Raw genomic sequence first — 18,828 nt, 5'->3', positions numbered from 1 at the left:
GCCGCCGCCATGTGAAATCCGTTAGCCACACCGCTTGCGACCTGCGGAAACACGCCTCCTGGCGGGAAACGTCCGAAGCCCCGGTCCAGGGGACCGGGGCTTCGGGATCTTGCAGCGGAGGCGGAGGGATTTGAACCCTCGATGGGATTTAAGTCCCAAACCGCATTAGCAGTGCGGCGCCATAGACCGGACTAGGCGACGCCTCCAGCTTGCACCTCTGCGCGAGCGCGGGGGGTGCGTGCAGATGATGACACAGCCGAGCGGCGTGTCACCAATCGCGGGTCTTACGGTACTAGTCGGGCGGCCCGCAGAGCAAAGCGTCTTACGCGCCCGCAACGTCACGGCGTCAACGCCGTTAGACGCGGTAGAGCCCGTACGTGTTCGCGTACCCGGTATCCCGCACCCAGTGGAGCCCCGTCATGCTGCGCCGTCTGATCCTCACCGCCGCCGCGTCCGTCGCCGCCCTGTCCGCCGCGCCCGCCGTCGCCCACGCCGGCATGGACCCCTTCGACCTGTCGACGCCGTTGACCGCGTCGAGCCCCGACCGGCTCACGGTGAAGGTCACCGACGCCGGGGCAGGGAACAACGGGACGTTCGAGCTGGAATGCCACCCGACGGGCGGCACGCACCCGCGCGCGCAGGAAGCGTGCGCGAAACTCGACCAGGAGAGGTGGGGCAGCGACACCTTCGCGCCCACGCCCGCCGACGCGAACTGCACCATGCAGTACGGCGGCCCCGCCACCGCGCGCATCACCGGAACGTGGCACGGACGGCCGGTGGACGCGACGTACGACCGCAGCAACGGCTGCGAGATCTCCCGGTGGAACAACCTCGTTCCCGTACTGCCCGAGGCCGGTGCCTAGAACCCGTCGGTGCGTTTTCGGCCACGACTGTGTCCGGTTCCCGGCCCCCGCTTTATGCCACCGGCAACCCACCCGTCGTGACCAGGGGGTACGGAAGCCTCACATCTTCTGCGTGCGACCTCCCTCTCATCCGGCGTCGCGCCCGCAACCTCTCCCCGTAGACTCCCTTCCGTGACACGCCACGGACCACGCGGCAAGATGGCCCGGGCGAGTCGGCAAGCAGCAGTAACCAGGGAGGAAGCGTCGTCGTGAGCAGCAGGCCATCCCGAGGCGCTGCTCGCCTCGCAGCCATACTCGACGCGCTCCCGGACGCGCTGGTCCTCGTGAATGCCAACGGGACCGTCGTGAACGCGAACGCGATCGCGCTCGAGGCGTTCGAGACGCCGGGCACCGCCCTGGTGGGGCGCGGGCTCCTCGATCTGTTGCCGGAGTTCGACTCCCGGCTCATTCCCGGATCGATGCGCAGGCCCGATTCCATCGACGAGCGCGGGCGCACGAAGCCGACGCGCATGATCGCGCGCCGCACGGACGGCAGCGAGTTCCCCGTCGAGGTCACCAGCTCGAACCTCGAAGACATCCGGGACGCCTACGACAATTACGGCTATACCGGCGACGAGTTGCTCATGCTCGTCGTACGCGACCTTTCGGGCGCGGTGGACACCGAGGCCGAACTCGCGCGCTCCCAGCGGCAGACCGAGATGATCCTGCGCGCCGCCGCCGAAGGCGTCGTCGGCACGGACACCGAGGGCCGGGTCGTCCTCGTCAACCCGGCCGCCGCGCAGATACTGGGCTTCCGGGCCAGCGACCTCGGCGGGCAGGAACTGCACCACCTGGTGCTCCACTCCCGCGCCGACGGCGAGCCCTTCCCGTACGAGGAGTCCCCGCTCGCGGACACGCTCCGCTCCGGGCGCAAGCACCGGGTGCGCGGGCAGGTCCTGTGGTCCAAGAGCGGCGAACGGGTCGCGGTCGACCTGACGACGGCGCCCGTGCGCGACGGGGACCAGCTCGTCGGCGCGGTCATGACCTTCACCGACCGGCGGCCCTACGACGCGCTGGCCGAGGAGCACCAGGCCGCGCTCGAACAGCACGCGCAGGAGATGCAGGCCGCCACGGAGCGCCGCACGGAAGAGCTGCGGGCCGCGACGGAGCAGCACGCGGCGGAACTCGCCGCCGCCGCCGAGCAGCGCGCCGAGGAGATCGCCGCCGAACAGGAGCGGTACGCGGCGCTCGCCGAGCGCGAGAAGGACCGGTTCGAGGAGCTGGCCGAGCAGGAGAAGGCGCGGTACGACGCGCTGGCCGCGCGGCACGAACAGCTGGTCGCCGTCCTGGGGTCGTCCCTGCGGGGTCCGCTCGACGAACTGCGCCGCGAGCTTTCGGCTCTCGCCGCCGATGACGCCGGGCAGTTGTGGCCCGAGGCGAATCAGGTCCTCCATCACCTTTCGGCCGGGTACGCGCGCATCACCACGCTCGTCGACAACGTCCTCGGCTTCCAGCTGCTCGACTCCGGCGCCGATCAGCTCGCGTGCACGAAGGTCATGCTCGACGCCGTCATCGCGAGCGGTGTCGAGGGCGCGGTCGAGCTGATCGGGCCCGGACGCGCGCAGTTCGCGGTGCACGCGCCGCCGATCGAGGTCGAGGTCGACCCGGGACGGCTCGCCACGGCTCTCGCCCACCTGGTCGCCGACGTGGCCGGTATCGACGCCACGGGCAACGCGCGCGCCGGTGTGGCACCCGCGGCCGTCGCCGCGGGCGGGTACGTCGACTCGACCGTGGTGGTGGCCGCCGCCCAGCGCGGCGAGGTCGTCCGCATCGAGGTGCGGGGACCGTACGCCGGGGGAGACCCGGTGCACGAGCCGATCGTCCGCGGCATCGTGCGGGCGCACGGCGGCGTGCTCCAGACGCACGAGGTGCCGGGGATGAGCGGCACCGCGTACGTTCTAGAGGTTCCGATCGGCGCGGGGAGCGGGGCGGTTGCCGCCCCGCCCGCTGTGACGGGCGGTTCCGCCCCTTCCGCCGAGGCTGATTCCGGTGGCTCTGTCGGTTCTTCCGTAGTGGTGCCCGCGCAGGCTTCGCCCGCCACGGGTGGCGGCCGTCGCCGGGCCCGGCGGGCCGCTGGGCCCTCGGTCGACTCGTTCCTGGAGAGCGCGGTTCCGGGGGACGCCGCTTCGGCGGGCTCCGGGGAAGGCGTTTCCGGTGCGCCCGGCGGGGTTGCGCCCAGCGGGACCGGGCGGCGGCGTGGGCGGCGTGCGGCTGAGGCTGATGCCGCGCAGGCTCCGGCTGCTGCCTCGGCTTCGGGCACGGAGGCGGCTCCGGGCGGGGTTCCGGCTGCTCCGGAGGCGTCCGTACCGGCCGGGGGCGCGCAGGTTTCCGGAGGGACGGGGCGTCGGCGCGGGCGTCCCAGCGCCGCTGAGGGCGCGGGGGCTGTCGGGTCCGTGGTGACCGCTGCCGAGCATGCTGCGGGGTCCGCCGCGCTCGGGGCCACCGTGCCGCCGCAGGGTGTGCCGGTTCCGGCGGGCGGGGTGGCTCCCGCTTCCGGTCGGCAGGCGCCGCGTGGCGATGACCAGTTGGCGTTGCCGCCTGCCCTGCCTTCGGGTGGGGGCGGTGCTTCCGGCGGTGCTTCGGCTCCAGGGTCGGCCGTGGCTGTCGCCGGGCCCGGTGCCACTGCCGGGTCTTCCGGTGATGCGGGCGAGGGTTCGCCCAGGCCGACCGGGCGGCGCCGTCGTGCGCTGGCCGCCGCCAAGGAGCGGGCCGCCGCCGAGGAGGCTCCCAGCGGGCGCGTGTTCGCCCTGCCGCCCGCGTCCGCCGACCAGCAGGACGACACGGGGCAGCACGAAGCCGCCCTGCACCACCCGGCCGACGATCACACCCCGCCGCAGCCGCACCCGGCTCAGGCGCCCACGGGCCGCCGCCGGTCGGCTCCGGCGCCGGAACCCGCCGCGGAGGCTCCGGCCGCTGCCGGTCCCGCTGAGGCGGAGGCGCAGCAGACCCCGGCCGCCGGTGTTCCCTCGCAGGCCACCACGTACGCCGAAGGCACTCCCGCGCGTGGCGTCCACACGCCCGGCAGGGGTGTCGCGCTGCCGCCCGAGCGCGGGGCACAGGCCTCCAGGGCCGCGCAGCCGCTGCCCGCCGAGGCCGCGCCCGGTGACCCCAACTCGACGCAGGGGCGCGCGATCAGCGTGCGTACGCTCGGGCAGGGCGTCCCGTTCGGCCAGCAGATCGCCGAGCAGCAGCAGCGTCGACGGGGGCTTCAGCAGGGTCAGGTTCAGGGGCAGACCCAGGGTCAGGCACAGGGCCAGGCTCCGGCCGCCGCGGGTCCGCAGAATCCCCAGAGTCCCCAGATCCCGCAGGCGCCGCAGCCTCCGGAGGCCCAGCAGGCTCCGCAGACGCCTCCGGCCCAGGAGTCACAGCAGGCACCGGCTTCCGCGCCCGTGACGGACGCCCCTCAGTCCACCGCGGCCCCGTTGCCGGAGCAGGCACCGGCGCAGCCCGCGGCTCCGTCGCAGTCCACCCTCGGCGGCTCCGTCAGCGGCTCCGGGCGCCGCCGCAGGCTCTCCACTCCCCCTGGCTCAGCGGGGTCCGCAGGGGCCGCGGCCCCCGCAGGCTCCGCTGACTCCGCAGGCAACGACCGCCCCGAGACCGCTGCCCGCCCGCATCCCCCGGCGCAGGCCCAGACTCCGGGTCAGCCGCAGTCCCGTATCGCGTCCTCGTCGGAGGGCGCGGGACGCTCGTACGCGATCGGTGCGCCCGACGAGGACGCCGACGAGGGCCCGGAGCCGCTGGACGGTCCCGGCGGTGCCGTCGAGGTGGCCAACCGGCCCCAGCCGCAGCCCATGGACGACGAGCTGCCGCCCGAGCCGCTGGACAACCCGCGCCGCCTCCTGGTCTGGCCCGCGCCCGACGTCACCACGCAGCAGGCACTGAGCGACCGCGGCTACCGCCCCGTGATCGTGAACTCCCGCGAGGAGGTCGACGCCCAGATCGCGGCGTTCCCCGCGGCGCTGTTCGTGGACCCGCTGACGGGACCGATCACGCGTACGGCGCTCCAGTCGCTGCGCACGGCCGCCGTCGCCGCCGAGGTCCCCGTACTCGTCACGGCCGGACTCGGCCAGGCGACGCGCGAGGCCGCGTACGGCGCCGACCCCGCCGTACTCCTGAAGGCGCTCGCGCCCCGCGACAGCGAGCAGCACCCGCCGCGGGTCCTCGTCATCGAGGAGCACGAGGAGATCGCGCTGGCCCTGACCGCGACGCTGGAGCGGCGCGGCATGCAGGTCGCGCGGGCCGAGAGCGACGCGGACGCGGTGACGCTCGCGGCGCAGATGCGGCCGAACCTGGTGGTGATGGACCTGATGCAGGTACGTCGCCGCAGGGCCGGAATCATCGACTGGCTGCGCGCGAACGGCCAGTTGAACCGCACTCCGCTCGTCGTCTACACCGCCGCCGTCGACCAGACGGAGCTGCCGCGGCTCGCGGCGGGGGAGACGGTCCTCTTCCTCGCGGAACGCTCGACGAACGGCGAGGTACAGGACCGGATCGTGGACCTGCTGGCGAAGATCGGCACCAACTAGGCCCCCTCAACCAGACCACCCCTCGCCCGGACCAGGGTCCGGGCGAGGGGTGGTCTGGGACGGCCGTCAGAGCTTCGTGACGTCCAGTTCGCCGTCCGCGTACTGCCTGCGCAGCACCTTCTTGTCGAACTTGCCGACGCTCGTCTTCGGCACGGCCGGCACGATCGCCCAGCGCTCCGGCAGCTGCCACTTGGCGATGGTGCCCGCGAGGAAGTCGCGCAGGGCGGCGTAGTCGAGGGTCGAGTCCTCCTTCAGGACGACCGTCGCGAGCGGGCGTTCGCCCCACTTCTCGTCGGGGACGGCGACGACCGCCGCCTCCGCGACCTCCGGGTGGGACATGATCGCGTTCTCCAGCTCGACGCTGGAGATCCACTCGCCGCCCGACTTGATGACGTCCTTCGCGCGGTCGGTGAGCGTCAGGAATCCGTCGGAGGAGATGACGCCGACGTCACCGGTCTTCAGCCAGCCGTCCGCACTGAACTTGTCCTCGGGCCTGAGGGCCTCGCCCGCCGCGCCGCCGTAGTAGGCGCCCGCGATCCACGGCCCGCGCACCTCCAGCTCGCCCGCCGACTCGCCGTCCCACGGCAGGTGCTCTCCGCCGGGTCCGACCAGGCGGGCCTCGACTCCGGTCGGGAAGCGGCCCTGCGTGAGGCGGTAGGCGAACTCCTCGTCGGTGCCGAGGGCCTTGGCCGGCGGGCGGGCGACCGTGCCGAGCGGGGAAGTCTCCGTCATGCCCCAGGCGTGGCAGACCCGCATGCCCAGCTGGTCGAACGCCTCCATCAGCGAGGGCGGGCAGGCCGAGCCGCCGATGGTGACCTGGCCCAGCGAGCTGACGTCACGCGGCTTCGCGGAGAGTTCGGCGAGCAGGCCCTGCCAGATGGTGGGGACCGCGGCGGCGTGCGTGGGCCGCTCCGTCTCGATCATCTCGGCGAGCGGGGCGGGCTGGAGGAAGCGGTCCGGCATCAGCATGTTCACGCCGGCCATCAGGGTCGCGTGCGGCAGGCCCCAGGCGTTGACGTGGAACTGCGGGACGACGACGAGCGTGGTGTCCGCGTCCGTCAGGCCCATGGACTCGCTCATGTTGACCTGCATGGAGTGCAGGTAGATGGAGCGGTGCGAGTAGACGACGCCCTTGGGGTCGCCGGTGGTGCCGGAGGTGTAGCACATGGCGGCGGCCGTGCGCTCGTCGAGCTCGGGCCAGTCGTAGGCCGTGGGCTTGGCGGCGATCAGGTCCTCGTACTCGTGCACCTGAGCCTGGATTCCGGCCAGCGGCGAGCGGTCGCCGGGGCCCGAGATCACCAGGTGCTCGACGGTCGGCAGCTGCGGAAGGAGGGGCGCGAGCAGCGGGATGAGGGAGCCGTTGACGATGATGACGCGGTCGGCCGCGTGGTTCACGATCCAGGCGAGCTGGTCGGCGGGCAGCCGGAGATTGAGGGTGTGCAGTACGGCGCCCATACAGGGGACCGCGAAGTAGGCCTCGACGTGTTCGGCGTTGTTCCACATGAAGGTGGCCACGCGCTCGTCGCCGTCGACCCCGAGGTCCTCGCGCAGCGCGTGCGCCAGCTGGGCGGAGCGTTCACCGATCTCACGGAAGCTGCGGCGCTGCGGGGAGGCCTCACCCGTCCATGTGGTGACCTGCGACGACCCGTGCACGGTCGTCCCGTGCCGGAGGATGCGGGTGACGGTCAGTGGTACGTCCTGCATCGTGCTCAGCACGGCGTCCTCCCGGTGGGCGCGCGGCATTCATCCGGGGCGGCTCCCGAATGACCTACCTGGCAGTAGGGCTCGCCAGATTCTTGCCGCATACCGCACGGTATGTCACTAGGTCGGGAGAAGAAAGGTCAGCCGGAGCTGCGCCGATCACCGGCCGGAGCATGCGCCGACGGCCGCGCCGAAGCCGGGTGATCACCGGACCGGCGTGAGCTCCGGGTCCTCGCGCAGCTTGCCGAGCGCCCGCGAAACCGCGCTCTTGACCGTGCCGATGGACACCCCGAGCACCTCGGCGGTCTGTGCCTCGCTGAGATCCTCGTAGTACCTCAGGACGACCATCGCCCGCTGCCGCGCGGGCAGCTTCATGATCGCGCGCCACATCGCGTCCCTGAGCACCTGCTGCTCGGCCGGATCCGCGACCGGCGTCACCTCGGGCTCGGGAAGCTCGTCACACGCGAACTCGTCGACCTTGCGCTTGCGCCACTGCGAGGTCCGGGTGTTGAGCAGGGCCCGGCGCACATAGCCGTCGAGCGCCCTGTGGTCCTGGATCCGGTCCCACGCGACATAGGTTTTGGTCAGGGCCGTCTGCAGCAGATCCTCGGCATCGCTCGGATTCGCGGTCAGCGAGCGCGCGGTGCGAAGCAACACGGGCTGTCGTGCCCGTACGTACGACGCGAACGACGGATACGCCGAAGGACTCGCTGTCCGCGTCGCGGCCTTCGATGCGCTGGTGCACATGGGCACCATGGATACGGTCATGGCTCCACGCTAGAAGCGCCCCCTACTTCAGCGGATCGGCCGCAGGTCCCTAAGCCGTGTCCGCCTCAGGTTGTACGCGGGGTGGTAGCCCCACCTCCTGAAGGTGGAGGAGGCGGAGCACACCCCCTGAGGGTTCATCCCCGGGCGGACCGCGCTCCGTCCTAGCCGATCCGGGCCACCGGCGCGTGCACGAGGTTCCGGTCGATCTTCAAAGTACGCCCGCCGTGCCTCTCCTTCACGTTCCCCGCGTACTGGTGGATGCGCCGCTCGCGCCACGCGTTCTGCCGCAGCACGGGCTCGCGGTACAGATGCGGCCTCTTGTGCCAGCGCGCGAACCACATCGCCGACGGCAGGTCCCGCACTCCGGCCCGCCGCGCCGTCTCCATGTGCCGTACGCCGTAGTTCGCACTGCTGTAGAACCCCGGTACGTACCCGAACCTGCGCACCTCGCGGTTCCAGGCCCGCACGAAGGCCAGCGTGGCCCTGCCGCACTCCGCCTTCTTGTAGGAGTAGGCCTCCATGTCCAAGTAGAGGGCGCTGCTCGCCTTCATCCCGTACGCCCTCGCCCTGCGTACCGCGTCACGGCCCTCCTGCGTCCCCTGCCGAACCGGGTAGCGCCCCATGCGGACGTGCTTCTTGTTCTTCGCGATGACGCAGGGCGACTGCGAACCGACGTACACCGGAAGGACCTTCCACCCCATCGCCCGCACCGAGCGCATCCACCCGTGGCTCAGGTGCGGCTGGCGCGCGCACGCCCGGCCGCGGCCCCCGAAGTACACGCCCACCGCTTGGTAGTCGGAGGCCGACCAGCGCCGCATCGTGTCGACGGACGGAGCGAGGCAGGTGTCGAAGGCCCAGCCCCTGAAGACCGAAACGGCTGCCGCCTTCCTGGCGGCACGCTCTCCGGTTCCGGGTTTGTTCACCGCGCCGGTCGCCGGCGCGGCCATGGCCAGCGTGACCAAGGCGGTGGCCAGGACGAATCCCATCATCAGCTTTTGACATCGCATACGCCGAGTGAACGGCCCGACGCCCCCGCCCCGGCCGGGACACGCTCCGCGTTCAGCCGTCCGCCGCCAGAATCAACCCCGATGTGGGGACACCGGTGCCCGCGGTCACGAGCGTGCGCGCCGCTCCGGGTATCTGGTTCACGGACGTGCCCCGCACCTGTCGGACCGCTTCCGCTATGCCGTTCATCCCGTGCAGATACGCCTCCCCGAGCTGCCCTCCGTGCGTGTTCAGCGGCAGCATCTCCCCGGCCACGAAGTCCGCCGCCTCGCCGGGACCGCAGAAGCCGAACTCCTCAAGCTGCATCAGGACGAACGGCGTGAAGTGGTCGTACAGAATGCCCACGTCGATGTCACCGGGCGCGAGACCGGAGGTCCGCCACAGTTGCCGGGCCACCACGCTCATCTCGGGTAGGCCGCTCAGGTCGTCGCGGTAGAAGCTGGTCATCTGCTCCTGCGCCCGGCCCGCCCCCTGCGCCGCCGCGGTGATGACCGCCGCGGGCTTCGGCAGATCGCGGGCCCGCTCCACGCTCGTCACGACGATCGCCTGGCCGCCGTCGGTCTCCTGGCAGCAGTCCAGGAGCCGCAGCGGTTCGACGATCCAGCGCGACGCGGCGTGATCGGCGAGCGTGATCGGCTTCCCGTGGAAGTAGGCCGCGGGGTTGGTCGCCGCGTACTTCCGGTCGGTGACCGCCACATGCCCGAAGACCTCGGGGGTCAGGCCATAGGTGTGCAGATAGCGCTGGGCCGCCATGGCCACCCAGGAGGCGGGGGTCAGCAGACCGAACGGCAGGGACCAGCCGAGCGCGGCGCCCTCCGCCGACGGCTCCCGGTGCTGCACGCCCGAACCGAAACGCCGCCCCGACCGCTCGTTGAACGCGCGGTAGCAGACGACGACCTCGGCCACGCCGGTCGCCACCGCGAGCGCCGCCTGCTGGACGGTCGCGCAGGCCGCGCCTCCGCCGTAGTGGACGCGGGAGAAGAAGGTGAGCTCTCCGATACCGGCCGCCTGCGCGACGGTGATCTCCGGGTTCGTGTCCATCGTGAACGTGACCATGCCGTCCACGTCGGCGGGGGTAAGCCCGGCGTCGTCGAGCGCGAGGCCCACCGCCTCCACGGCGAGCCTCAGTTCACTGCGCCCCGAGTCCTTGGAGAACTCGGTGGCCCCTATCCCCACGACGGCGGCCTTCCCGCCGAGGCGGTCGCGTGTGCCCGCGCTCATGCCGCGCCCCCTGCCGGCGCCCCGCCCGGAACGGTGACCGCGCCCGGAACGGTGACCGTGACCGTGCCGGTGACGTGCTTGCCGATGGCGTTGGCCCCGACCACACGGACCGTGGCCGTATCGCCGTCGACCTGCTCCACCGCGCCGGTCAACACCATCGTGTCGCCCGGATAGTTGGGAGCGCCCAGCCGGATCGCCACCTTGCGCAGGATCGTCCCCGCACCGAAGTGATCCGTGATGTACCGCCCGACCAGGCCGTTCGTGGTCAGGATGTTCATGAAGATGTCGGGGGAGCCCTTCTCCCGCGAGGCCACCGGGTCGTGGTGCACGTCCTGGTAGTCCCGCGAGGCGATCGCACCGGAGACGATCAGCGTCCGGGTGACCGGGATGGTGAGCTCCGGCAACTCGTCCCCGACCTTCGGGTTCTCCCCTACGGCGGCCTTCGTGTTCTCTCCTACGGCGGCCTTCACGTTCTCCCCTACGGCGGCTCCGCCGGAATCCCGTCTCCCCGTCATGCCTTCTCCTCCCGCGCGTCCCGCGCGATCAAGTCGCCCATCTCCGCGAGGACTTCGCCTCCGCAGCCCAGGTAGGCGTCCAGCTGCCGCCCCCACAGGAAGTACCGGTGCACGGGATGGTCGAGGTCGGCGCCCATGCCGCCGTGCAGATGCTGGCCGGCGTGCACGACGCGCTTGCCCGCCTCCGAGGCCCACCAGGCGGCGGTCAGCGCATGCGTGCCGTACGCAAGGCCGGTGTCACGCCGCCAGGCCGCCTCGTACGCCGTGACCCGTATCGCCTCGGTGTCCATATGGGCGTCCGCCGCCCGCAGCTGGACCCCCTGTTTGGCGGCGAGCGGGCGCCCGAACTGCTCCCGCTCGTTCGTATGGGCGACCGCGCGGGCCAACGACCCCGCGCACACCCCGGCCTGCAACCCCGCGAACGCCGTCCGCGCGCTCGCCAGGACGTCGTCGTACGCCCCCTGCCCTCCGAGCCGCTCCGCGGGAGCCCCGTCCAGGACGAGCCGCCCCGCCGCCCAGGGCGCCGTCAGCTCCACGGGCTCGGTCTCCGCGTCGGCCACCCGCACCCTCCACAGGCTGTGACCGCCCGGCGGCTCCGGTTCGCGCACCGCCACCAGGACCTCCGTGGCATCCCGCAACCACGGCACCCAGGGCACTTCCCCGGTCAGCGTCCCCTTGGCGGCGACCGCCACGCCGCCCGGCTCTCCCTCCGCGGCGACCACCACGCCGCCCCGCGCCGGGAACGCCCCCGTCGCGACGGCCGTGCCGTCCCGCAGCCCCGGCAGCAGCCGCTCCCGCTGCTCGTCCGTGCCGTGCGCCGCCACCGCGAGCAGCCCGTAGACACAGCTCGCCGCGAACGGCACCTGTGCCGTCACCCGCCCCTGCTCCTCAAGCAGCAGTACGAGCCCGAGCAGGCCGACATCCTCCACCGCGCCCGGCAGACCCGCCGCGCACAGCGCCTTCCACAGCTCGGCGTCCGATCCCGTTCCCGCGGCTGCGAGCCGCTCGGGCGTGGACAGGTCCCCGAAGATCTCTCCGGCCAGGTCCCGTGCGGAGGCCTGCTCCTCCGTAGGCGTGAAGTCCATGTCAGACCCCGCCCCCCGCCATGCCCTCGACGGCCCGGAACACCGGTAGCTCCAACTCCGCGTCCACCTGCCGGAATTCGAGCCGCACCGGCTGCCCGATCCGCAGCTTGTCGCTGGGCACCCCCACCACGTTGCTGACCATCCGCACGCCCTCCGCGAGATCGATGAGCGCGACGGCGTACGGCGGGTCGAAGGCGGGGAAGGGCGGGTGGTGCATGACGACGTACGAGTAGACCGTGCCCTCGCCGCTCGCCTCGATCGTGTCCCATTCCAGCGACCCGCAGGCGTTGCAGCCGGGCAGCCAGGGGAAGCGCAGCACCCGGCAGCCGCCGCAGCGCTGGATCAGGAGCCGGTGTTGCGCCACGCCTTCCCAGAACCCGGCGTTGTCCCGGTTGATCACCGGTCGGGGCCGCTTGCCCCGGGGCTTCGACCGCGCGGGTGCGTACTTGAGGATCCGGAAGCGGTGCGTCCCCGCCGGTTCGCCGTCCGCCCTGACGTCCATCCGGGTGGTGACGAAGTGCCCCGTGCCCAGCTTCGTCGTCTTGCGCTCCGACACCGACTCGATGACCGCGTCGAAGGTGATCGCGTCCCCCGGCCGCAGCGCCCGCAGATACTCCTGCTCGCAGTCCGTCGCGACGACCGAGGTGTATCCCGCGCCGTCCAGGAGCGCGAACAGCTCGTCGTACGCGGGCGAGCGTCCGTCGTGCCCGGAGAGTCCGCCCATCGTCCAGGCCTGGAGCATGGTCGGCGGCGCGATCGGACTCGCCCCCGTGTAGTCCGGGTTGGTGTCCCCCATGGCCTCGCACCAGTGCCGGATCATCGGCTCGTTGACCGGGTCCTTGCCCGCCGCCGATGTGGCCGCCATCCGGCCCTCGAACGCCTTCAGCGTCTCGTACGAAAGTTCGGTCACCGCCGCCCCCTCCGCATCCCGAGGCGCATCGTCGCCACGATCTCCCGCTGCACCTCGCTCACCCCGCCCCCGAACGTATTGATCTGCGCCGCCCTGTTCATCCGCTCCAGCTCCCCCTCACCGCCACCGCCCGTGCCGAACGCCAGGGACCCGGGGGAACCCGCCCGCACCAGGCCCGCTTCGCCCGTGACTTCCTGGCACAGCCGGTACACCTCCACGGCCGATTCGGTCCCCGCGAACTTCACGCCGCTCGCGTCTCCCGGCGCCAGGACGCCCGCCCCGACATCGCCCACCAGACGCCAGTTGAGCAGGCGCGTCGCCGCGAGCCGTGCCTGCGCTTCGGCCAGTTTCGACCGGACCCACGGGGCGTCGATCCGGCGCTCGCCCGTCACCGGGTCGGGCGTGCGCGCGAAGGCGAGGGCCGCGTCGTAGAAGTCCTCGGCCTGCATGCCGATCGCGGCGAGGGCCACCCGCTCGTGGTTGAGCTGGTTGGTGATGAGCCCCCAGCCGCCGTTCTCCTCGCCGACGAGGTTCGCGGCGGGCACCCGGATCCCGTCGTAGTACGTCGCCGTGGTCGTCAGGCCGCCGACGGTCTCGATCGGCGTCCACGAGAAGCCCGGCGCGCCGGTCGGCACGAGGATGATCGAGATGCCCTGGTGCTTGGGCGCATCGGGGTCGGTGCGGCAGGCCAGCCAGATCCAGTCGGCGTTCTGGGCGTTGGAGGTGAAGATCTTCTGCCCGTCGATGATCCACGCGCCGCCGGTCACGCCGGTCACGCCGGGCCCCTCGCGCTCTCCAGCCTCACCGTGCCCACCGGGCCCACCGGCCTCCCGTACCGCCCGCGTCCGCAGCGAGGCCAGGTCCGTTCCGGCCGACGGCTCGCTGTAGCCGATCGCGAAGACGAGGTCGCCGCTGAGGATGCGCGGCAGGAAGGCGGCCTTCTGCTCCTCGGTGCCGTACTTCATGAGGGTCGGCCCGACGGTGTTCAGGGTGACCATCGACACGGGCGCGCCCGCGCGGTAGGCCTCGTCGAAGAAGACGAACTGCTCGTCGGGTCCCCGCCCCTGCCCGCCGTACTCGACCGGCCAGCCGAGGCCGAGCATGCCGTCGGCCCCGATGCGCCGCAGAAGCCTGCGCTGCCCCTGGAGATCGTCGCCCGCGGGCGGCCCGTCCGGCATCAGATCGCTGAAGTAGATGCGCAGTTCGGCGCGCAGCCGCTGCTGTCGTTCGGTGGGGGCGAGGTGCACGGCGGCGGGCCTCTCCTTCGCGTACGGGCGTCGCACCGACAAGGTTTTCTGACTGTCCGTCAGAAAACCTGCCGGTGTCAAGAGATCACCCTGGATACGAGGAGGCCACCCGGCACGCGAGAAGGAGCCCCCGGATACGACAGGCCCCGAACGCGCCTGAGCGGCGGTGCAGATGCACCGCCGCTCAGGACGTCACACACCCCATCGAGCAGGCTCCGGGGGACTGTCCCGGAGGCCCGTCACTTCACCAGAGGTTGGTGAAGTTGACCGCGGTGGTCTCGTTCGACTGGTCGAGCGCCGTGAAGCCCGAGCCGTTCACCTGGGCGGTGTTGTTCTGGTTCGAGGCGCCGGAACCGACCGCCTGCTGCTGCGTCGTGGCGGAGTTGCCGCTGTTGTTACCCCCCACGCCGCTGCCGTTGACGGACGCCACGCCCGCATTCGATCCGTCGTTCGCGAAGGAGCCGTTGTCGGCCGTCGCGACACCCGTGAAGAGCGCGGCGGCCAGGGGCAGAGCCGCGGCGGCAGCGATGACACGGGCGGTACGGATGCTTGCCATGTGATTCCTCCAGAACAGTGGGTGCGCACCGGCGTTGTGCCGGGAGCACCTCAAGAGCGTCTTTTTCCGGGTCAGTTGGCCGACCGGCCCGGGGGTCCTGCTCGACGTCGCGAGACCAGAGTTGCCCACCGAATCCCCGGCGAACCACCCCGGAAGCCCCAATTCCCCCGCAAGCGTGAGTACAAGTCGATAAACACTCCTCGCCTCTCATAGACCCGGCTCAACCGCCGAAATACGCCCCAAACCCAGGCGCCGCACGGGCTGAAGCGTTCCTTCACTCATCGAAGATCGACGGGCGCACCCGCGTTTCGCCCGCGCGCCGCACCCGCCCCCCTTTCTTTCTTCGAACACTCGTACGAAAATGAAGGCATGGCCACTATCGACCGCCATGCCACCGCACTCGTACTCGCCCACGCCCTGTCCGCCGCCGAGCGCGGCCTCGCCGTCATCCCGCTCTCCCGCACCAAGCTGCCGGCGCTCCGCTCCCCCCACCACGAGCAGCCCGAGCCGAACCCCTGCCACGGCGAGTGCGGACGCCCGGGACACGGGGTGTACGACGCCTCGACCGACCCGCGCCGCATCCGCGCGCTCTTCGCGGCCGCCCCCTGGGCCACCGGCTACGGCATCGCGTGCGGCCTGCCCCCACACCATCTGATCGGCATCGACCTGGACACCAAGTCCGGTACCGACGCCCCGGCGGCCCTGCGGGAACTGGCGCTGCGTCATCTGTTCACGATCCCGGCCACGGTCGTCGTGGCGACCCCGAGCGGCGGCCGCCACATCTGGCTGACGGGCCCGCCCGACGCCGTCGTCCCCAACTCCGCGGGCCGCCTCGCCCCCGGCATCGACATCCGGGGCGCCGGCGGCTATCTCGTCGGCCCCGGCTCACGCACCGAGCACGGCGTCTACAGCACCATGGCGGGCACCGCCCATCTCCCTCCCGCGAGCTGCCCGCCCGCGCTGCTGCGGCTGCTCACGCCCCCGCCACGGGCCCACCAGGCCGCGCTCCCGCGGATGCCTGCCCCGCGCGGCCACGGCCTCGTCCAGTTCGTGCTCGCCGCGCACGAGGGGCAGCGCAACACCCGCCTGTTCTGGGCCGCCTGCCGCGCCTACGAGAACGGCATCGGCGAGTCCCTGGCCGAGGAACTCTGCGACGCGGCGATCCAGATCGGCCTGACGGAACGCGAGGCCCTGTCCACGATCGCGTCGGCGGCACGCCTGACAGGGCATGCGTGAGCCGGAAAGGGCATGCGTAAGGGGCGACCGCCATACATGCGTAAGGGGCGCCCGCAAAGGCGGACGCCCCTTACTGCCTGGCGGCTCACTCCCCTGCGCGCCCCTAGCCGAGCAGCGAACGCACCGCGGCGCGGTCGATGTTCGTCAGAGCACGCACCAGCTTCGGGGTCAGGAAGACGATGACGAGGCCGACCAGAGACGCCCCGGCGATCTGGACCGGCGACTCCAGGTAGAACGCGTGGTGCTCGCCGCCGGAGGTGTAGTCGAAGAGGCGGTAGCCGGGCCAGTCGAGGTAGCGCGGGAAGACCCAGGAGTAGGCGGGAAGCAGCGCGACCACCCAGCCGGTGACCAGGAAGGTCACGCTGAGCACGAAGGACACCACTCGCGAAGGGAACATCACGAACTGGAAGAGCAGCGCCCGCCACCCCGCCCCGTCCGAGAGCCGCGCCCGCATCCCCGCCCACGCCCCCGCGTCCCGCGGCTTGTCCACGGCAGCGGGACCGGCGACGTCGAGCCCGAGCTGCGACCGCGCCCGCCCCCGTTCGGCGGCACCGAACCCCCGCGCCCCGGCCAGGGCGGCAGCGAGCACCGGCAGTCCGAGCACGGTGACGAAGAGGCTCACGCCGAGCGCGAACATCGTCACGGCGAAGGTGAAGCCCACGACGGCGACGGGCAGCGACGTCACGGTGTAGCCGATCTCCCGGTACGTGGCGGCGGCGAACGGCGCCCGCCAGAAGCCCGGCGGCGACCCCGCGGGGCGTACGGGGGAAGGAGCGGCGGCAGAGGGAGCGGCGGGAACGGCTGCGTACGGCAGTGTGCTGGTGCTCATGACGGGCCTCGAATCTTCGCGGTGGGGACGTGCCGGGAAGTGCTGTGCTGACGTCCTCAACATTCGCGGATCCGAACAGCCCGCGACATACGGTGACCCGCCCTCTCGGGGGTGTTGCTGGCACCACCCCCGGGGGGCAGAACGCGAAAAGGGGCACCTCTACCCGAGAGGCGCCCTTTTCGCGGTCCACGGCCTGATCACCGCGGACCACGGCTCACTTGCCGCGGTGAACGTCAGCCGTCGTAGCCGTCGAAGCCGGAGTTGAAGACCCCGTCGAGGGACGTGCCGTGGCTGTAGCCGCCCATCGAGGCGCCGCCGTAGGTGATCCCGTAGGGACCGCCCATGTTGTAGGCGGCCTTGCCCGCGTAGCCGCCCTGGGAGTGGGTGGTGCTCGGGCCGTCGTTGGCGACAGCGGTACCGGCGGCCAGGAACCCGGCGACCGTGGCCACGGCGAGGGCAGATGCGATGCGCTTCAACACGAGTTTCTCCTCTGAGACGAATCCAGTGATCCCCCGCAGAGAACGAGACCTCACTCGGCACGCACCACCTCCCAGGCACGCCGGGCAGCGCCCACGTGGAGTACTACGTTCATCCATTCATCCAAGGCGACTTGCGCGCCCCACCCGGGCCTCGCCCCGCGGACGCCCCCCGCCGCCGGACCGCCCCACGGCAAAGGCCCCTGACCATTACTGCTGGTCAGGGGCCTTCAATCTGCGCGGTGGGTGTGGGATTTGAACCCACGGTGACTCGCGCCACGACGGTTTTCAAGACCGTTCCCTTAGGCCGCTCGGGCAACCCACCCCGCACCGCCGCTCAGGGCGGTGCGGGGACAAGAGTAGCGGGTCAGCTCTCGCCCTTGCGCTGGCCCAGGACCACATCGACCTTGTGCTCCTTGCCGTCGCGCTTGAAGGTGATCTCCACGGTGTCGCCCGGCTTGTGCGTCCAGATCTGGCCGATCAGGGTCGGACCGCTGTCGATCACCGTGTTGTCGAGCTTCGTGATGACGTCACCGGGCTTGAGGCCCGCCTTGGCCGCGGGGCCGTTCGGGGTGACCGGCTTCGCGCCGCCGCCCGCGCCCGCCTCAGAGATCGTGGCGCCGCCCGAGCCCTCCTCCAGGGAGACCGAGGCGCCGATCACGGGGTAGACGGCCTGGCCGTTCTTGATCAGCTGCTGTGCGACGTACTTGGCCTGGTTGACCGGGATCGCGAAGCCCAGGCCGATGGAGCCGGACTGGCCGCTCCCGCCGAGGCCGCCGCCGCTCTCCGCGGGCTTGATCGCGGAGTTGATGCCGATGACCGCGCCGCCCGCGTCGAGCAGCGGGCCGCCGGAGTTGCCGGGGTTGATGGAGGCGTCGGTCTGCAGGGCGCTCATGTACGAGCTCTTGCTGCTCGCGCCGTCGCTGGAGGTCACCGGGCGGTCCTTGGCGCTGACGATGCCCGTGGTGACCGTGTTCGAGAGGCCGAAGGGGGCGCCGATGGCGATCGTCGAGTCACCGACGGCCACCTTGTCGGAGTTGCCGAGGGGGAGCGGCTTCAGGTTCTCGGGGCGCTCCTTGAGCTTGATGACCGCCACGTCGTACCCCTCGGCGCGGCCGACGACCTCGGCGTCGTACTTCTTGCCGTCGGAGAACGTCGCCGCGAGCTTGCCGCCGTCGGCGGCGGAGGCCACCACGTGGTTGTTCGTGAGGATGTGGCCCTCTTGGTCGTAGACGAAGCCGGTGCCCGTGCCGCCCTCGCCGTTGCCGCCCTGGGCCTCGATGGTGACGACGCTGGGCAGCGCCTTGCCCGCGATGTTGGCGACCGTGCCGCGCTCGCGCTTGAGGTCGGCCGGGGTGTTCGACGCGGAGACCGTCGTCGAGCCCGTGCCGCTGTCGTTCCGGTCGGCCGCCCAGAAGCCGATGCCGCCGCCGACGCCGCCGGCGATCAGCGCGGCCGCGAGCACGGCGGCGATCAGGCCGCCACGCCGGCCGGAGGGCTTGGACCCTTCCGGGTGCTGCGCCGTGTACGAGGCGCCCCAGCCGGAGCCGGAACCGCCGTCATGGGCGTACGAAGGAACCGCGGGCGGCGGCGGGGGCGGCCAGCTTCCGGCACCGGAGGCGTGCGGGGTGGCGCCCGCGGTGGCACCGGCGTGCGCGGGAGCCTGGTGCGCCGCCGGGTCGTCGAATGCCGCGGAGGACGGCGCGGCGGGCTCGGACGCCGGGGTGTGGGGCGCTGCGGCAGGGGGTGCGGGCTCGGCGGAAGCTGCGGGGGTTTCCACCGGCACGGGAGGCGCTGACGGGGCCGGGGGTACCTCGTTGCCCTCGTTCTCGGTGCTCACAGCTCTACTCC

Annotated in this window: 15 protein-coding genes and 2 tRNA genes; 3 read left to right on the top strand and 14 right to left on the bottom strand. The window is 72.0% G+C overall.

The window, feature by feature from the left end:
* Positions 1-115: 115 nt before the first annotated feature.
* Positions 116-206, bottom strand: a tRNA-Ser gene (locus tag ABZ906_RS23850).
* Positions 207-377: 171 nt separating this feature from the next.
* Here ABZ906_RS23850 and ABZ906_RS23845 point away from each other — a divergent pair.
* Entirely contained in the window at positions 378-863 is a 486-nt protein-coding gene (locus ABZ906_RS23845) for an SSI family serine proteinase inhibitor (protein WP_361193580.1), read from the top strand.
* Positions 864-1,111: 248 nt separating this feature from the next.
* Complete coding sequence (locus tag ABZ906_RS23840) at positions 1,112-5,428, top strand: PAS domain-containing protein (protein ID WP_361385669.1); 4,317 nt, start codon at positions 1,112-1,114, stop codon at positions 5,426-5,428.
* Between the two features lie 66 nt (positions 5,429-5,494).
* Here the strand turns inward: ABZ906_RS23840 and ABZ906_RS23835 are convergent, their stop codons facing one another.
* The 9 genes from ABZ906_RS23835 to ABZ906_RS23795 all read right to left on the bottom strand — a co-directional run bounded on the left by ABZ906_RS23835 (position 5,495) and on the right by ABZ906_RS23795 (position 14,436).
* Positions 5,495-7,144 (bottom strand): long-chain fatty acid--CoA ligase, encoded by a 1,650-nt coding sequence (locus ABZ906_RS23835; protein WP_361385667.1) that lies wholly within the window; start codon positions 7,142-7,144, stop codon positions 5,495-5,497.
* 189 nt (positions 7,145-7,333) lie between these two features.
* A complete protein-coding gene (locus ABZ906_RS23830; RefSeq protein ID WP_361193588.1) occupies positions 7,334-7,897 on the bottom strand; it encodes a SigE family RNA polymerase sigma factor in 564 nt (187 codons plus the stop codon).
* A 161-nt stretch (positions 7,898-8,058) separates the two neighbouring features.
* Positions 8,059-8,904, bottom strand: a complete 846-nt coding sequence (locus ABZ906_RS23825; protein ID WP_361385664.1) for a DUF1906 domain-containing protein — start codon at positions 8,902-8,904, stop codon at positions 8,059-8,061.
* A 52-nt stretch (positions 8,905-8,956) separates the two neighbouring features.
* A complete protein-coding gene (locus ABZ906_RS23820) occupies positions 8,957-10,123 on the bottom strand; it encodes a lipid-transfer protein (protein WP_361385661.1) in 1,167 nt (388 codons plus the stop codon).
* On the bottom strand, positions 10,120-10,593 hold the full coding sequence (locus ABZ906_RS23815; protein WP_361385883.1) for a MaoC family dehydratase: 474 nt from the start codon (positions 10,591-10,593) through the stop codon (positions 10,120-10,122). Before ABZ906_RS23815 ends, ABZ906_RS23820 begins: the two co-directional genes overlap by 4 nt.
* 41 nt (positions 10,594-10,634) lie before the next feature.
* Positions 10,635-11,723: an acyl-CoA dehydrogenase family protein gene (locus ABZ906_RS23810; RefSeq protein ID WP_361385658.1), complete on the bottom strand. Its 1,089-nt coding sequence runs from the start codon at positions 11,721-11,723 to the stop codon at positions 10,635-10,637.
* A gap of 1 nt (position 11,724) precedes the next feature.
* Positions 11,725-12,588, bottom strand: coding sequence for an OB-fold domain-containing protein (locus ABZ906_RS23805; protein ID WP_361385880.1), 864 nt, complete (start codon positions 12,586-12,588; stop codon positions 11,725-11,727).
* A gap of 41 nt (positions 12,589-12,629) precedes the next feature.
* Complete coding sequence (locus tag ABZ906_RS23800; protein WP_361385655.1) at positions 12,630-13,880, bottom strand: acyl-CoA dehydrogenase family protein; 1,251 nt, start codon at positions 13,878-13,880, stop codon at positions 12,630-12,632.
* A gap of 244 nt (positions 13,881-14,124) precedes the next feature.
* A complete protein-coding gene (locus tag ABZ906_RS23795; protein ID WP_361193603.1) occupies positions 14,125-14,436 on the bottom strand; it encodes a hypothetical protein in 312 nt (103 codons plus the stop codon).
* 369 nt (positions 14,437-14,805) lie between these two features.
* Here ABZ906_RS23795 and ABZ906_RS23790 point away from each other — a divergent pair, with 369 nt between their 5' ends.
* A complete protein-coding gene (locus ABZ906_RS23790; protein ID WP_361385652.1) occupies positions 14,806-15,672 on the top strand; it encodes a bifunctional DNA primase/polymerase in 867 nt (288 codons plus the stop codon).
* 103 nt (positions 15,673-15,775) lie between these two features.
* Here the strand turns inward: ABZ906_RS23790 and ABZ906_RS23785 are convergent, their stop codons facing one another.
* The 4 genes from ABZ906_RS23785 to ABZ906_RS23770 form a co-directional block, all read right to left on the bottom strand.
* Positions 15,776-16,501 carry a sensor domain-containing protein gene (locus ABZ906_RS23785; RefSeq protein ID WP_361385649.1) on the bottom strand — a complete coding sequence of 242 codons (726 nt, stop codon included), beginning with the start codon at positions 16,499-16,501 and terminating at the stop codon, positions 15,776-15,778.
* A gap of 233 nt (positions 16,502-16,734) precedes the next feature.
* Positions 16,735-16,980 carry a hypothetical protein gene (locus ABZ906_RS23780; protein WP_361193611.1) on the bottom strand — a complete coding sequence of 82 codons (246 nt, stop codon included), beginning with the start codon at positions 16,978-16,980 and terminating at the stop codon, positions 16,735-16,737.
* Between the two features lie 237 nt (positions 16,981-17,217).
* Positions 17,218-17,302, bottom strand: a tRNA-Ser gene (locus tag ABZ906_RS23775).
* Positions 17,303-17,344: 42 nt separating this feature from the next.
* Positions 17,345-18,817 carry a trypsin-like peptidase domain-containing protein gene (locus ABZ906_RS23770; protein WP_361193614.1) on the bottom strand — a complete coding sequence of 491 codons (1,473 nt, stop codon included), beginning with the start codon at positions 18,815-18,817 and terminating at the stop codon, positions 17,345-17,347.
* Positions 18,818-18,828: the final 11 nt, after the last annotated feature.

Source organism: Streptomyces sp. NPDC046925 (genome assembly GCF_040644915.1).
Lineage (GTDB): Bacteria > Actinomycetota > Actinomycetes > Streptomycetales > Streptomycetaceae > Streptomyces.
This window is presented reverse-complemented; position numbering and strand designations above follow the sequence as displayed.

What these genes read in the sequence shown, in the direction of transcription:
- ABZ906_RS23820 (WP_361385661.1), bottom strand. Translation starts at nt 10,123, where the DNA reads ATGAGCGCGGGCACACGCGACCGCCTCGGCGGGAAGGCCGCCGTCGTG.
- ABZ906_RS23805 (WP_361385880.1), bottom strand. Translation starts at nt 12,588, where the DNA reads ATGGCGGCCACATCGGCGGCGGGCAAGGACCCGGTCAACGAGCCGATG.
- ABZ906_RS23825 (WP_361385664.1), bottom strand. Translation starts at nt 8,904, where the DNA reads ATGCGATGTCAAAAGCTGATGATGGGATTCGTCCTGGCCACCGCCTTG.
- ABZ906_RS23785 (WP_361385649.1), bottom strand. Translation starts at nt 16,501, where the DNA reads ATGAGCACCAGCACACTGCCGTACGCAGCCGTTCCCGCCGCTCCCTCT.
- ABZ906_RS23795 (WP_361193603.1), bottom strand. Translation starts at nt 14,436, where the DNA reads ATGGCAAGCATCCGTACCGCCCGTGTCATCGCTGCCGCCGCGGCTCTG.
- ABZ906_RS23810 (WP_361385658.1), bottom strand. Translation starts at nt 11,723, where the DNA reads ATGGACTTCACGCCTACGGAGGAGCAGGCCTCCGCACGGGACCTGGCC.
- ABZ906_RS23830 (WP_361193588.1), bottom strand. Translation starts at nt 7,897, where the DNA reads ATGACCGTATCCATGGTGCCCATGTGCACCAGCGCATCGAAGGCCGCG.
- ABZ906_RS23790 (WP_361385652.1), top strand. Translation starts at nt 14,806, where the DNA reads ATGGCCACTATCGACCGCCATGCCACCGCACTCGTACTCGCCCACGCC.